The following is a 15,032-nucleotide window of genomic DNA, read 5'->3' as shown; positions in this document are numbered from 1 at the left end:
GTATTAACTATCCCTTTTAACATTAGGAAATACCACATCACATATGCCAGATGCAATATTTTCAATTCGAGCGACTCCATCCCCTCCAAGAAATCCCTCTATAATCACTCCATCGGATGTAGTTAATCGATAATGTTCATAAGGAATTGGTTGGTCGTAATCATCTACTAAAATAATTTCAAACCAATCTTTCTCATTTAACAAATCATCAATATCTGCCTGGGATGATTTTGCTGCTAAGACGGGTATTGTTGGTCTATTCTGCGCTCGCGTCTGTCTGGCATAATGCCCGGCTTTTGTCCTGAAATCGCCCATTGTCGCTGATTCAATGGCATTAACATCCAGAGTGATATAACTCCCCCCGCCGTTTACCGTCAGCTTCTTCTTCGCGATGATTTTGATTTCATCCTCCGTGCTGACAATGCTGATTTCTTTACGGGCCAGCAATTCCATCAGGTCGTTCTGCGCCTGTATCTGCACCGGCCCCTGATTCGCAATGAGCTTAATACCGAGCTTACGCACAAATACGCTCAGGGCATTACCCACCCCGATGAACAAATTTTTCACCACGCTGACATCAACATTTTTACCGGCAGTGGCTATCAGGTTCTGCCCGGCAGACACCTGCAGATGTTGTCCGCTGGTCAGCGCAATTCCATCCGGCGCGCTGAGCAGCAGCACTGATTTTTTGAGGTCTGTCAGCTGCTGTTCCAGTAGTTTAATTTGCGCCTGGAGATCGGCCGGGTTCGCGGTCGCCTTCAGCGCATCATCGGAGATGGACGTCATCTGCTCCCGGGCATCGCCCAGATTGCTGACCGCTGGCTGCATCTCCAGCACCTGGCCCTGTGCTTTCGTCTGGCCATCAGCGCTGATGAACATCCCTTTCTGTGCCCGGATGGCTCCCCAGCTGTCGGTTCTGAGCTCAAAACCTTCACCGCGCTTCTGCTTCTCCGCATCTACTAAATGTCCGAGATTCAGCTGACTCTTGCCGCCGTACTCGGTGCTGACCTTGATATGCTCTTTCCCGCGCTCATCGTCGAGGCGGATTTTGTTGTTCGCCGGCGTGCGCAACACGTTACGTTTGTAGTTGCGGATGGTGACGTGATCGCCGTGGGCCGAGTCGTGAAGTACGCCAGAAATGTACGGTCTGTCCGGGTTACCGTCCTCAAAGCCAATCGCCACTTCGGTGCCCGCCAGCAGCGGCAGGTGCAGGCCGTAGGTATCACCCGCATAAGGGCGGGACTGGCGCACCCACAGGCTCTCGAATCCAGTTTCCCAGTTATCACGGTCAAACAGCATGTTGACGCGATAGCGGCCATCTTTATCGATATGGCCGTAGGTATCGTTCTCGGTGGTGCTCGTGACGCGGGCCGGCAATGTGCCGGCCATCACCGGGCGTGAGCCAGGCTCAGGGCGGAAACTAAAATCAGGGCTGTCCGGGATGCCGTCGAACCTGACGCCGAAGTCTTCATCACGGCGCGCATGGCTGTGCATCGCTGTGACGACCACGCCCTGAGCAAACACCTCTGCCACTTCGTACCCGCCGGTGACTTTCAGCACCTGCCCAGGAGAGAGGGTCGGGCAGCTGGTGATGGCGCGGGTCTGCGTCTGACCATTCAGGTAGCGCTCATGACGAATGCGGGCGTAGAACGCCCCCGATTCCGGCGCCGGATTGCGGTCGTATGCGCTGCCCGGCGTCAGATAATTGTCGGCATAGTGGTAGGCATCACCGTAGGTGGTGGCATCCCCGCGAGTCGCATCGACCCGGGTGTTCATGTCTTCCGTCGCCTGACGGTAGTTGTAATCACGGGTGCTGACCTGCTTCTGCACCACGTTATGATGGCTCTCCATGCCCCAGACCGAGTCCACGCCTTTTGAATGCTGTCCTGATGGCGGAACCGATGGCAGCGTCAGGCCTTTCTCATACCCCTGCTGGCCGTCATAAAACTCCACGACGTCGATGTTCAGGCGCGTATCAGTGGTAAACCGGAACCAGATGCCCACCTCACCCAACAGACGGGTAATAAAGTGCAGGTCATCCTCGCCGTACTGCATCACCTGCTCACGACGCGGGTACTCTTTTGCAAGCGAGAACAGAAAATCCTGACCGCGCATGTTGTGGCGCTCGCGCAGAATTTTTTCCACGATTTGTGGGACCGACATGTCCTGATAAATGACGTTCTGATGCGAACGGTCAAGCAGCGCCAGGCGTGGCTGGAGCGTCAGGGCATAGTGGGTTTCATCTTTGGAGGTACTGAGGCGCTCAAAGCCGCTCACCACTCCCTGAAGGGTGCGCACGGCCTGTTGCATTTTGATGCCGTAACCCTGGTCTACCGGGGCCTGCAGCGTCAGGGAGGCCGCTTTCATCAGCATCATTTCTTTGCTGATGGCATGATCAGCGCTGGTGAACTCAATCCGGTAGCTGAACGGCAAGCTCAGGGCTTCATCGCCTTCAAACGCCAGCACATCGAGCTCTGCTGAGCAGCCCTTCACCGCCAGCTGGTGATGGTTGTGGCTGAATCTGATCGGGGGATTACTGCTCATGCGTGCACTCCTTGTGTACGGTCAAACTCCAGCCCGATACCCTCTTCCTCACTCCAGCTAAGGCATAGCGACTGTGGTTTCTGTTTCACAGCCATGTGGGTCAGCAGTTGCTGGCTCAGCACCGGCAGAATCTGCTGATTCAGCAGGCTGTCGACGTTACGCGCCCCGGTATCCGGCAGCAGGCAGGCGGCGGTCAGCGCGTCGTAGAGACTCTCTTCAATATTCGTGGTCAGGCCGTAGTGACGGTTGAGGCGTTTGCTCACCTGCGCCAGCTTCATTTCCACTATGGTGCGCATGGCGGCCTTATTCAGCGGACGGTAAATTACCGTCTGGAAGCGGGCCAGCAGCGCAGGCTGGAAGTGGTCACGCAGAGTCGGGCGCAGCAGTTCGTGCAGGTCGCCTTCGCTGGCCTCCGGCTGTTCGTCCAGCAACTGCATGATGTGGTCGCTGCCGAGGTTCGAGGTCATCAGAATAACCGTGTTGCGGAAGTCGATTTCGCGCCCTTCGCCGTCGCGCATAAAGCCACGGTCGAAGACCTGGTAGAACAGGTTCATCACGTCGCGGTGCGCCTTTTCCACTTCATCGAGCAGCACCACGCTGTACGGACGCTTGCGGACCGCTTCGGTCAGAATGCCGCCCTGACCGTAGCCGACGTAGCCCGGCGGCGAGCCTTTCAGCTGGGACACCGTGTGCGGCTCCTGGTACTCGGACAGGTTGATGGTGATGAGTGACTTCTCGCCACCGTACAGCACATCCGCCAGCGCCAGTGCGGTTTCAGTTTTGCCGACGCCACTTAGACCGACCAGCAGGAACACACCCTGCGGACCATTCTCTGACGTCAGCCCGGTCTTCGCCGCGCGCAAGCGCTGGGCGATAGCGTTGAGTGCCACGTCCTGACCCACCACGCGTTTGCTGATTTCATTTTCCAGGGTCAGCAGCTCAGTCTGCTCGTCTTTCATCAGGGAAGAGAGCGGCACACCGGTCCAGTCGGCAATCACATTGGCGACGGTGCGGACGTCCACATCCACCGACAGCAGCGGGTTGCTGTGCTGTATGCCGTTCAGCGCCTGTTGCAGCGCGTGCATCTCACTCTGACGGGAGATGTCCTGGCGGCTTTCCAGCAGTTGTTCGGTGAGTTTCAGCTCCTCGCCGTACCGGGCTTCCAGTTCGTCAAGTTCAGCGATAAGGTCCTTCTCTTCCTGCTCAATGGCGGTCAGGCGTTCGCCGTGGCTCTGATTGCCGACTGCGATATCTTCCAGCAGCGCCTGCTTCTCTATGTCCAGCGAGGTCATCAGCGCGCGAATACGGGTCAGCGGCTCCGGCACGGTGTCGAGGCTCATGCGCACGCGGGCGCTGGCCGTATCGAGTAAATCGACGGCCTTGTCCGGTAGCTGGCGTCCGGTCAGGTAACGACGGGACAGCGTGACGGCGGCGCGTACCGCATCGTCAGTAATATGCACGCCATGGTGTTCGGCATAACGGGATTTCAGGCCACGCAGCATCAGGCAGGCCGTATCGTCATCCGGCTCGTCGACTTTCACCATCTGGAAGCGGCGCTCAAGAGCCGCATCACGTTCAAAATATTGTTTGTATTCAGACCAGGTAGTGGCGGCGATGGTGCGCAGTTCACCGCGGGCCAGTGCCGGTTTCAGCAGGTTGGCCGCATCCGCGCCACCGGCTGAATTCCCTGCGCCGATAATGGTGTGTGCTTCATCGATAAACAGCAGGATGGGCACCGGCGACTGCTGCACGGCATCGATGACGTTTTTCAGGCGCTGTTCAAATTCGCCCTTCACGCCAGCCCCCGCCTGTAACAGGCCAAGATCAAGGGTACGCAGTACCACGGTTTTCAGGCTTTCCGGAACGTTACCTTCTGCGATACGTAAAGCCAGACCTTCCACCAGCGCGGTTTTGCCGACACCCGGTTCACCGACCAGGATCGGATTGTTTTTGCGACGCCGCGAGAGAATATCCACCATCTGGCGGATTTCCGTGTCACGGCCGAACACCGGGTCAATCTTGCCCTCTTTCGCTTTAGCAGTGACGTCGAGCGTGAATTTATCCAGCGCGTTTTGCAGCGCCGGGGTCAGTTCCCCCTCTTTCAGCTCTGCACCGACCGGGCGGCCGACAAATTCCACCTCACTGCCATGCTCCTGGGCCAGTTCAGCCTCAAACTGCAGCTCCGGGCGTTCATCAGATTGTGCATCCAGCAGCGGGCGTAGTCGGGACAGCTGACTCATCCCGAGCGTCAGCAATGGCCACAGACCGTCGCAGTGAGCAAGTCGTGGATTTTCCGTCAGCGCCATCAGCAGATGCACGCTGCGGATGTGTTCTTCGCCAGCGAGGGAGGCCAGTAGCCAGGCCTCCTGCAGCAGGCTCTGAATGTTGTCAGAGAGCTGTGGACGGCTGCGCACCGAACGCGACAGATTGTCGAGCCACGCCAGCAAATCCTGCCACAGTGCATCCATATCCCACTCATAACGGCGCGCCAGCACCGTCAGGTCGCCCTCGCCCTGCTCCAGCAGTTTCAGCAGCCAGTGCTCAGGCAGAATTTCCGCATGGGCACGGGTCTGGCAGAGCGAGGCAGCCCCTTCCATCGCGCGGGCACAGTACGGATTCAGACGACGTAACAGGATGGCTGGATTTTCCATTTTTCTCTCTCTTGATGGCTTCCGGGCACGCTACCGCCCTTCGCTGTTTCCCGTTCAGGGGACCAAAGCGCATGCGGTCGGGCTGGCGGCTTGTGTTTTTTTTGCTCAACGCCCGCACAGGCAGACGCTCAGCAAAAAGAAAAGCGGACAGAGAAGCTCTGCCCGCTCGTGACTTACGCGGTGGCGCGTTCGTTCCAGGAATCGGAATGAATGATGTTGCCGTCTTTGTAGGTCCAGGTGATTTTTTCGTAACGCAGTTCAATGCGCTCAAGGTGGTTGTGCTTCTCTTTAGAAGGATCCTTGATGTCATACATTTCAGGATTCACTTTCACCACTTTCACGTTTTCCAGTTTGGTGTTGAAGTACTCCACTTCCTGGCCCGCGTCGTTGATTTTGTACCACCTGAATTCCGCAGACTTGAGGGTCTGACCGGTAGTCACCGCCTTGTACAGATACGGGCTGGACGAGTCGATTTCCTTGGTGAACAGGAACGGGGTGTGGATACGGGTACCGGTCAGCTTGCCGGTGTTGTTATCGGTCGGGATGTACAGGTTATGCTCCTGAGCGACAACTTCGATGCTGCCTTCACGATCCTGAACGTCCACAGAACCTTTAATGTCCGCGCCGCCGTCGTCTTTCAGCCAAAGATAAACAGGAATTGCCATGTGATTTACTCCATTACAGTTTTATCTGCGCCATCATCCGATGACGCCTGGGGATTGCCCGGTATCTGACAGGCATCGGCCTGCGGTACCAGACTGATTTCGACACGACGGTTAAGTGCGCGCCCTTCCGGGGTGTCGTTCGTTGCGATCGGGCGGCTTTCGCCATAGCCCTGCACCGCAAAACAGCTCTCCGGCACATCGCCGGTGTCACGCATCCAGTTACGTACCGCTTCGGCACGCTGAAGTGAAAGCGTCTGGTTCAGTTTTGGATTGCCGGTGTTGTCGGTATGACCTGACACCACAATCAGCCAGCCCGGTTTAGCTTTGATGCCAACCAGGGAGGTCACCAGCATTTTGGTGGAGCCCGGCTTGAGGTCGGATTTACCGGAATCGAACAGCGACATGCTGTCGAGGCGGACAATTTTCGGTACCGGTTTGGATTTCGGCTGTGGTTCAGGCGGCGGAGGTGGAGGCACCCAGGAACGGATCGCATCCAGCACAGGCATTCGCAGACGCTCCCCCTGATACAGACCGAGCCCCATCCGCATCGGTACGCCATTACGAGCCTGGTCATTCAGCTCTGCCGCATCGTCACGCAGGACAGCAACGGCATCGGCTTTGGGTCCGAAATCATGCATCGGGATACGGTCATAGCGGGCAATATCGAAGCTCACACGCTGCAGCAGCTGGCGATTGTTCCAGCCACTACTGAGCAGCGCAGCAATGGCCGCCAGCGTGAAAATCCCGAGCGCACAACGGAAGGCTCGCCCACGCGGCGTCAGGCCTCGCCCTTCGGGCAGCAGTGGCAGGATAAAATCCGGGAAGGGGGAGATAACCGTACTGTCCGTTCCTACCGGCTGCCAGCCCGCTACCTGCTGCATCGCAGTGTGACGGGAAAGCCACGCAGTCCAGACAGATGTGGCCAGACTTCCGGCAAGGATCGGTCCCATTCCCCACAGCACCGCAACAGGCGCAATGACAGGAACGTCGGGGTTCTCATCCATAAAGACAGCTTTGACGTGCTGATGGAACCAGCTCATCAGGCTGTTCATCAGCACCTGTTGCTGCATTGCAGGCGACCCACCGGTGGTAACCCACGTAGCGATTGAACTCGGCGCTGAAGATTCACGCCAGACCCTCACCCCTTCCCCCGGGATAGCCGCCTGCCAGAGCAGATCATTCGTCATCGCGCTGCCAACCTGACCATTCAGAACCAGCGGCACGGAATGCCCGGTTTCTTTACGCAACTGGCTGATTTGCCAGCGCAAGGCCAGCAGACGACTGGTAAGGCGCTCGCTGTCGGCGTGTTTCTGTGGACAGATGCTGACCATCACCGACAGCTGGCGACCCCAGTCAGGTCGCAACCACAGTACCTGGCGGGCTGCCTGCTCCAGATCCTGATGATCCTCCACGCGGATCCAGCATCCCTGCGTGACAGTGAGCACCGGTGACTGCTGCATACATGCCAGCGGCAGATCGCCACAGACCAACACCACGGGCTGACGGTAAGTGGCTTCCGGGAGGTCATCCAGACGCAGGGTGACGTCATGCTCCACACGACGACTGGCGACATACCAGAACGCCAGAATAAGCCCCAGCATCGCCAACAGAACAAGCACAGAAACCAGTCGGGACACCGGCAGGAAACCCAGGCAGACCACTGCACTCAGCAGGGCGGCCCACAACGCAAGCCCGCGCTGTTGTTCAGGACTCATTTCACGGCTCCCGGCAGCAGGGTCAGCAGCGTCTGATCCAACCAGTGATCCAGTCCCCACCAGAGTGCGGCGACTACCATCACGCTCAGGCCGATACGCACGGGCCATGACGCCAGCCAACCACCCATACCTCGTCCGGTACGGCTTTCTGCCAGTATCGGGTGAGCCTGCGGATAGCTGAACGGCGTGACATGTGCACTGAGCGCGTTGACGAGTTTCTGGCGCTCCGGATCGTTCAGCGAGCGGAAACTGCCGAGAAACCCCAGCATCATGACCCGCTGGAAGCAGGTCACAACAGCGTGGTCGGGCGCCGGTTCACGCAGCACATCGCGCATCCGATCGCACAGCGTATCACCGGCATCCATGGTGCCAAGGAAGTGCCCCTGCAGAGGAATGTCATACCACTGCAGGCAGGCATCATCCTCCACACCGCGACCTTTGACGGCTTCATCAAGCAGCGCACACTGTGCAGTGAGAATATGCTGACAGCTGGCTTCATCGAGTTCGCTCGCTTTCAGCTCACGCTGCACGCGTTCGACATCAGCAATGCAGCGCTCCCACAACGTGCGCCCTTCTCCATCCTGAAACTTCGGACCGTGACGCAGGCTGATCACCTGCAGCCAGGTGTCCTGCAGCAGGGCATCAATATCAATGGACGCAGCAGCGCTGCGTTTGGACTCACTCATGTTCTCAGTACCGCAAAGAGTTCAAGTTCAAGCTCGCCGAGCATGCCCGGAACGTAAAACATACAGGTGCCGCCCTGAAGCATTTCGCTGGCCAGAGGATGAGAGACATCGAGGCTGAAATACTGGTTTTCCAGACGCAGTGGGATGGCGGCTGGCACATGACGCAGGGGCATCAGGGGCACACCTACCCGTGATGAATTGACGATACTCCTGACATGATCCGGACTGCCGACCTTGCACTGGCGCGGGAACTGTTCCTGCAGCTGTGCCACCGGTATCGGTGAACGCACGGAGAGGTAGTAATCCGCCCCTTCGCGCAGGCGTGGGTCATGCAGACGGGCCTGCCAGAAGTGAAGCCGGGCATCATGCTCAAGCTCGATCGCTACCACCCGCGACGGCAGGCTGGCTTCCAGCAGGTCGCCCAGCAGGTCAAAGAGCGGCGGGAAGACGTTATTCAGTTGCTCATGCTGCCAGACAGGAATAGCACTCACCTGGTGTTCCAGCGAGAAGGTCAGCAGACTGCCCGCGAGCCTTGCCAGCTCCGGATACAGACGCTCCGGCGGACTTTGCGGGTGTCGCTGAAACTGTCCGAGCACGGGTTCTGCGCTGTTCAGGGCATTGAGCAACCAGAACAGAGACACGTCAGCCACGGCAAAATCGGCCATGCGCTCGTTACTTTCACGACGCATGTCCATCAGGCGACTCAGACGGGCACGCAGTTGCATCATCAGCTGTTCCAGCTGGGTCACCAGCCAGCGGCTGCCCTGCAGAGCCAGCAGTGGCGGAAGAAAGGTTTCATCGAGTGCCCAGCTCCCCTGTGAATCCTGCTGTAGACGGGCGACCGGACAGGTCAGGTAATCACTGTTGTTCTGATGGGCGAAACGCAACGTCAGCTCGGGCTGCATCACCGCAATCTGGCGGGTATCGTCCCCAAAGGCGTTACGGACATCCCGCCAGCGCTGGCGATAACGCACAGGGCGCTCGGCCACCTCATCGGGTTTAAGACAGTTGCCGCCATTTGCCCGCAGTAGCGGAAGCGCCAGAACCACCGCCACTTCCTGTGATTCGCCCTCAAGCGCCAGCACCGGCGGCAGAGAGTCGGCATTATCCGTGTCGATAAGCGTGCCGTCGGGGAAACGGATGTGCAGATGACGGGCCTGCAGGCGGCCCAGTTTCAGTGCATCCGGTTCGAAAGTGGCATCAATCATCCCCCAGGGATGGGAGAGGCCCAGTCGGGCAATGCATTCCGCAGACCAGGCCGCGTATGCGGCCTGTTGCTGGAAGTGCTGGGGAGAGACCATAACGCCCCTGCCCCATAACGGTTGTTCCGTTTTCATTGGCTTCCTGCCTTAGCTTATGACTTGGCTTTCGGCATCTGGGAAACCAGTGACAGGTTGACGTCCATCCCTTCCACCTGGAAGTGCGGCACGGCGTACAGCTTCACGCGGAAGAAGCCCGGGTTGTCTTCGATGTCTTCCACCACCACTTTTGCATCACGCAGCGGGTGAGAGGCCTGCAGCTCGTCGCCCGGATCGGTCATTTCGGTCACCAGACTGCGCACCCAGGTGTTGAGCTCCAGCTCCAGCAGACGACGATCTTTGGTGGTGCCGATGTTTTCGCGCTGGATAAGCTTCAGGTAGTGTGCAATACGCGACAGCAGGAAAATGTACGGCAGACGGGCATTGATACGGCTGTTGGCGGTCGCATCCGCGGTGTCGTAAATCGCTGGCTTTTGGGTGGAGTTGGCGGAGAAGAAGCAGCTGTAGTCGCGGTTCTTGTAGTACGACAGCGGAATGAAGCCCAGATTGGCGAATTCAAATTCGCGGGTTTCCGGGATCATCACTTCTGACGGGATCTTGACCTGATTGCCGGTGCCCAGATCGTACAGATGAATAGGCAGATCCTGCACGGCACCACCGGCCTGTGGGCCACGGATTTGCACACACCAGCCGTTGTTGATGAAGCTGCGAACCATGTTAGACGCAAAAGCAAACGAGGCGTTAGTCCACAGGTATTTGTCGTGATCCGGACCTTTCACTTCTTCCACATAGTTGAAGCTGCGCACTGGCACGGTGTCCGGACCATAAGGCAGACGCCCCAGTACACGCGGCATCACCAGACCGATATAGCGGGCATCGTCCGTCTCGCGGAAGGATTTCCACTTGATGTACTCCGCACGGTCAAAGTAGTTACCAATATCTTTGATGGCCGCCACTTCCTCCATTGAATCCTTGAGGAAGAATTTCGGGCCAGCAGAGCCGATAAACGGCATATGCGCTGCAGCAGACACTTTTGAAATATTGCGCAGCAGGGCAACATCCTGCGCAGACGCATCAAACTCGTAAGCGGAAATCAGCGCGGCAATCGGTTCACCGCCCGGGGTGTCATACTCATCAATGTATGTATGTTTATACAGTCCACTCTGGATGATTTCCGGGCTGTCTTCGAAGTCCTGACGCAGGTCTTCTTTGGACATATCCAGCAGTTCAACCTTCACGTTCTGACGGAAATCAGTTTTGTCGACCAGGGATTTCACGCCGCGCCACAGGCTCTCCACAGCCTGGAATTCTTCGCTATGCATTACCGCATCCAGCTGACGGCTAATCTGGTAGTCCAGCTCTGCGATATGGTGGTCAATGAGGTTTTTATCGAGTTTTTCAACTTTTGAGCCCGCTTTCGTCAGGCATTCGAGAAATACCTGCATCCCCGCCGTTAGACGCTCATCCGCAGTCGCATCCGACATCGCCTGCGCGTCCTGCCAGATATCCAGCGCACTCAGCTCAGAGACCGGGTTCAGGTTGATTTTTTCAAACAGGGACGCATAAACCCCGCCCGCAACAGGACGTTCCAGCACCACGCTTTCGCCACCAGTCGCATTCTCATTTTTTACAGACATCAGCATCTTCCTTTTTAATCCGTTAAATCATCGTGACCGTTATGGCTGTTTAGGTGCCAGAGCAGACAGCTCTGAGCGGAGTTCTGCGCTTAACGCCGGGTCGAGCAGAATTTTTTCCAGCTCCTTTCGGAAAGCCTGATTGTCCAGCAGGTTCGCTTTTAAATCGCGAAGCAGGTTACGCATGGAAAGCATTGCCTTCAGCTGAGGGATCTGTCGGGAAACCTGCTCCGGGGTGAAATCTTTCATGCTCTGGAATATCAGACTGATATTGTCTTCGCTACCATCACTGGCGAGCGTGTTTTTAACGGTCAGATTGACTTTTGGGGAATATTCGGAAAGAACTGAGTCGAAATTATTCTTGTTCAAGTTAACTTTTTTGCGCTCAGACAGTGGTGCAGATTCCTGACCATTACTGAAGTCGCCCGCCACCAGTAATTTCAGAGGGAGCTCAGTTTTCTTGCTAGCTCCCCCTGTATGCAGGTCAAGCTTTAGATTAATACGTGCCTTTGGCACTTCATTCTGGAAACTATCAGCCATCTCATCATCCCTCGGTTTATCACTGCGTGCATCTTTCAAACGAAAGTTCTTTACATGTGATAATAGAACAATGATCGACAATAGATCAAATTTACCGATCTTTAATCTATTTTAAGTAAATTCTTAGGAATTTTCCTCTAAATGTTAATAGTGAATAGTGCTGAGATGTCAGTAAAATGGACTATTACCAGCACACAAAACAAACATTTATGTCGCAGCAGTTAAAATGAACGGATAATTATTAATAAAGCGATCTTGAATTGATCTACATCAATATAAGAAAGTTAAAAACACCAATGTGCTTTCAAGGAAATGGTTTGAGATCAGAAAGAAATAAAAGGGGGCAGTAAATCATAGCCTTGCTTCATGTGGGAAACACTGCAGTAGCCATATGGAAAGCGTCAGGAACATAATCGGTTTTATGTCCCGAAAGAGAGCGTTTCATTTAATGTCAGGGCTGCATGACGCCTGGGAGGGCATGGGCCTGGAAAACCGCCATACACGATGACAAATCGCCAGTCACAAGAAATTCAATCGGTGTAATCAGCCTGCCCTCATCCGGAAGCCTCTCAGCGTTGCCATGGTCACGATACTTCTTGCGCCAGCAAAACCATGGTTGATGTTATGCAACGCCAGAACCTGACCGCGTAATACAGCCCGTCTGCCGTCTGTTTTTTCACTGCTGCGATGAACCACGAACACGTGGCAGAATGAGCATATCACCTCTGTTCAGGTGGCCAAATTCAGTGTTCCACTACAAAATCCAGAGAATGCGCATACCATTTTCTGGATTTTTTTATGTCCGCACTTTATCCGTTCAAAAGCCAGTATCTAGCCCTTTCTCTCGTTCTGATCGCTAACGCTGCAACTATTTTCCGGTTCCTCAAATTCACGACAAATTAATGTGGTGCTTTCCATGGGAATTGGCTCTTCTGTTAAACCACACCAGAGATGCCCATTTATCGACTGATGAAACCGGCAAAAACGGCACTCACCAAACATTCTGGCCCCCTGATTTTTCTGCATACTCCGCAGATGGGCCAGAAAAACTGTTTTCAGTTGTTCCTCAGAAAAAGCTAATGAATCCCAAGGCTCCTGCAGTGTCTCCTGCATGATGGTATGCATCACTTCACTCGCTTTGGATGTCAGAACCAGATGGACAACCCGTTTATCCTTGCCGTCATTTTCTCTTCTAATCCAGCCTTCACGCTCTAGTTTATTCAGGGACTGCGATACCGTGCCTTTAGTCAGCCCGAGGTATTCCGTTGTTGCAGCGGGCGTATTGGAATAACCATTGCATCGCGTTAAATAGAAAAGAATCTGAACCCATGTTGTGGGGAGTCCTTTCAGTTGCGGATGGCGATAAAAGCTGCCCATTTGCAGGCTCACCAGGCGTTCAAGAATATCAAAGAGTGTCACAGTTACCTGCCTCTGCTTGCCGGGATACGTGCTGGATAAGCAAACGTCCAGACTTTCTAACGATGGGGATTTACTGTCATCAATAGTATCGATTCAAAACCATATTGACAATATTTTCAGTGTGTGTGTAATATCAAATGGTATCGACTCGATACCATTTGATATTACACAAGGAAAGTCATCATGAGTAAAACAGCCGTTTTCTTTCATGCAGGTTGCCCGGTATGCGTAGATGCAGAACACCAAATCGCACTGGCACTGGATCCCGCTCAATACACGTTAGAAATCGTTCATCTCGGAAATGATAAAACGCGACTGAATGAGGCCATCGAAGCTGGTGTGCAATCTGTTCCAGCCCTGGTACTGGATGGCGGTATCCCGCTTCACATCAACTTTGGTGCGTTTATTAAAGATCTGCTTTAAGGATAAAAATGAAACGTATTGCGATTGTATTAGCAATGGCTATCGCCACCTCTGCCGGTGCACATGGCAATGAGCCTCATCAGGGCGGTATTAAAACCAGCACCGACAAGGCTGTATTGGCTGAGTTTGATATTGTGCACACTAAAGTCACTACCGAAGGGAATGTTGCCACCTTCCATATGGCAGTTTCCGGCAAGGCAGGTAAAAGTAAGCCTGCAGTAACAGGTAAGCTGGCGGGAACGGAAATTTTCTCTTATGTCTGGCCGACAACGATCGATCCGTATGAAGTGGGATTTGAACATAAGGCCGGTATCCTGGCGCTGGCGGTAACATCCCATCCTGATCTGGATGATACGCCGCTGTATGATGAAAATGGCGATGGTAACCGCAACAATGATGGCGATCTGTGGCATACCCACTGGGTGGTGCTGAAGCCTAACGAGGTCTGCGGGCCTGGCGCACTGGCCGTAGTTGATATTCCTGAGGGACAAAAACCCCGGCTGCCAAAAACCTGGCCTGGCTTGCCGGTACTGTTGGACAGTCCGGGCTGGAATCCTACGCTGACAGGCGAAACTGTAGAAGTGAAAGTTCCGTTCGATAATATTGGCGTGGTCACTGCCAGCCAGTTTGATGGTGTAACTGCCGGGCTACGAGTGAATGCGTCCGTTCATGCGCCGCTACTTTGCGTCGAGGATGTATTTAAAGTGGCCTCTGGTAAGCTGACGCTGCCGGGGAAAGTAAACCAGTAACGGAAATTAACCCGCACAACAGTGCGGGTTCTGGAGTTAACATGAATATCATTCGCCATCCGCGAGCACCAACATTGACAATTGAACGCTGGTTTAATACATCACAGCCGATAACCCTGGAATCATTACGCGGCAAGGTCGTGGTAATGGAATCATTTCAGATGCTGTGTCCTGGCTGTGTTTCCCATGGACTGCCGCAGGTTTCACGTGTGTACGCCACTTTTCCACCGGATAAGGTGGTCGTTATTGGCCTACATACGGTTTTTGAACATCATGAAGTAATGACCGCACAGGCACTGGAAACCTTTCTATCAGAATACCGCATCCCTTTCCCCGTCGGGGTGGATATGCCGTCTCCTGACAATGATGTCCCCCAGACCATGCTGTCCTACGCTATGCGCGGTACACCTACGTTGACGTTAATTGATCAGCAGGGATACCTACGCCAGCAATATTTTGGTCAGGTAGACGACCTCGCACTGGGAGCAGAAATCGGGGCGTTATTGAATGAGTCGTTGTCTGTTTCCGAGGACGCGTCTATGGCATCAGGGTGCAGTGATGGGCAGTGTGCCACTACATAATGAGATACTGGATATGGCGGAGAGTTTTTTCCTGCCCGTGGGAAGGGTGAAACATTATCCCCGGGCAGTGAAAAAGAAACCGCAACGCTATGCATTACGGTTTCCATCAAAAGCTAAACTGACAAGCATTAGGAGATATACTCCGGGTTTTCGCATTTCAATCAAG

At 54.9% G+C, this 15,032-nt stretch carries 12 protein-coding genes and 1 pseudogene; 3 read left to right on the top strand and 10 right to left on the bottom strand.

Annotated elements, in window-relative coordinates; translation table 11 throughout:
• Positions 1 to 3 precede the first annotated feature (3 nt).
• The 10 genes and pseudogenes from vgrG to HV229_RS03435 all read right to left on the bottom strand — a co-directional run bounded on the left by vgrG (position 4) and on the right by HV229_RS03435 (position 13,113).
• Positions 4 to 2,544, bottom strand: coding sequence for a type VI secretion system tip protein VgrG (gene vgrG / locus HV229_RS03480; protein WP_181546907.1), 2,541 nt, complete (start codon positions 2,542 to 2,544; stop codon positions 4 to 6).
• Positions 2,541 to 5,195, bottom strand: a complete 2,655-nt coding sequence (tssH, locus tag HV229_RS03475; protein WP_181546905.1) for a type VI secretion system ATPase TssH — start codon at positions 5,193 to 5,195, stop codon at positions 2,541 to 2,543. The genes vgrG and tssH overlap by 4 nt, the downstream gene beginning before the upstream one ends.
• 173 nt (positions 5,196 to 5,368) lie before the next feature.
• Positions 5,369 to 5,860, bottom strand: coding sequence for a type VI secretion system effector Hcp (gene hcp, locus HV229_RS03470; protein ID WP_033758542.1), 492 nt, complete (start codon positions 5,858 to 5,860; stop codon positions 5,369 to 5,371).
• Positions 5,861 to 5,865: 5 nt separating this feature from the next.
• The gene (locus tag HV229_RS03465; protein ID WP_095715604.1) at positions 5,866 to 7,575 is read right to left on the bottom strand and encodes an OmpA family protein; all 1,710 of its coding nucleotides are present in this window, start codon (positions 7,573 to 7,575) and stop codon (positions 5,866 to 5,868) included.
• Positions 7,572 to 8,261, bottom strand: a complete 690-nt coding sequence (gene tssL, locus HV229_RS03460) for a type VI secretion system protein TssL, short form (protein ID WP_095715603.1) — start codon at positions 8,259 to 8,261, stop codon at positions 7,572 to 7,574. Before tssL ends, HV229_RS03465 begins: the two co-directional genes overlap by 4 nt.
• A complete protein-coding gene (tssK, locus tag HV229_RS03455; RefSeq protein ID WP_053388769.1) occupies positions 8,258 to 9,598 on the bottom strand; it encodes a type VI secretion system baseplate subunit TssK in 1,341 nt (446 codons plus the stop codon). Before tssK ends, tssL begins: the two co-directional genes overlap by 4 nt.
• A gap of 17 nt (positions 9,599 to 9,615) precedes the next feature.
• Positions 9,616 to 11,163 carry a type VI secretion system contractile sheath large subunit gene (tssC, locus tag HV229_RS03450; RefSeq protein WP_047358630.1) on the bottom strand — a complete coding sequence of 516 codons (1,548 nt, stop codon included), beginning with the start codon at positions 11,161 to 11,163 and terminating at the stop codon, positions 9,616 to 9,618.
• A gap of 33 nt (positions 11,164 to 11,196) precedes the next feature.
• Complete coding sequence (gene tssB, locus HV229_RS03445) at positions 11,197 to 11,694, bottom strand: type VI secretion system contractile sheath small subunit (RefSeq protein WP_016154481.1); 498 nt, start codon at positions 11,692 to 11,694, stop codon at positions 11,197 to 11,199.
• A gap of 555 nt (positions 11,695 to 12,249) precedes the next feature.
• Positions 12,250 to 12,414, bottom strand: a pseudogene (locus HV229_RS03440) (IS3 family transposase); the annotation flags it as partial.
• Positions 12,415 to 12,525: 111 nt separating this feature from the next.
• Positions 12,526 to 13,113 carry a MarR family winged helix-turn-helix transcriptional regulator gene (locus tag HV229_RS03435; RefSeq protein ID WP_181546902.1) on the bottom strand — a complete coding sequence of 196 codons (588 nt, stop codon included), beginning with the start codon at positions 13,111 to 13,113 and terminating at the stop codon, positions 12,526 to 12,528.
• 183 nt (positions 13,114 to 13,296) lie between these two features.
• On the opposite strand from HV229_RS03435, the gene HV229_RS03430 reads away from it, so the two are divergent.
• From HV229_RS03430 to HV229_RS03420, 3 genes are read left to right on the top strand one after another with little or no spacing between them, the layout of a single operon-like run.
• On the top strand, positions 13,297 to 13,536 hold the full coding sequence (locus tag HV229_RS03430) for a thioredoxin family protein (RefSeq protein ID WP_181546900.1): 240 nt from the start codon (positions 13,297 to 13,299) through the stop codon (positions 13,534 to 13,536).
• Between the two features lie 8 nt (positions 13,537 to 13,544).
• Positions 13,545 to 14,285: a hypothetical protein gene (locus tag HV229_RS03425; RefSeq protein WP_095715602.1), complete on the top strand. Its 741-nt coding sequence runs from the start codon at positions 13,545 to 13,547 to the stop codon at positions 14,283 to 14,285.
• 41 nt (positions 14,286 to 14,326) lie between these two features.
• Complete coding sequence (locus HV229_RS03420; RefSeq protein ID WP_115190183.1) at positions 14,327 to 14,866, top strand: redoxin domain-containing protein; 540 nt, start codon at positions 14,327 to 14,329, stop codon at positions 14,864 to 14,866.
• The last annotated feature ends 166 nt before the right edge of the window (positions 14,867 to 15,032 follow it).

Source organism: Citrobacter sp. RHBSTW-00524 (assembly GCF_013747755.1).
GTDB lineage: Bacteria > Pseudomonadota > Gammaproteobacteria > Enterobacterales > Enterobacteriaceae > Citrobacter > Citrobacter braakii.
This window is presented reverse-complemented; position numbering and strand designations above follow the sequence as displayed.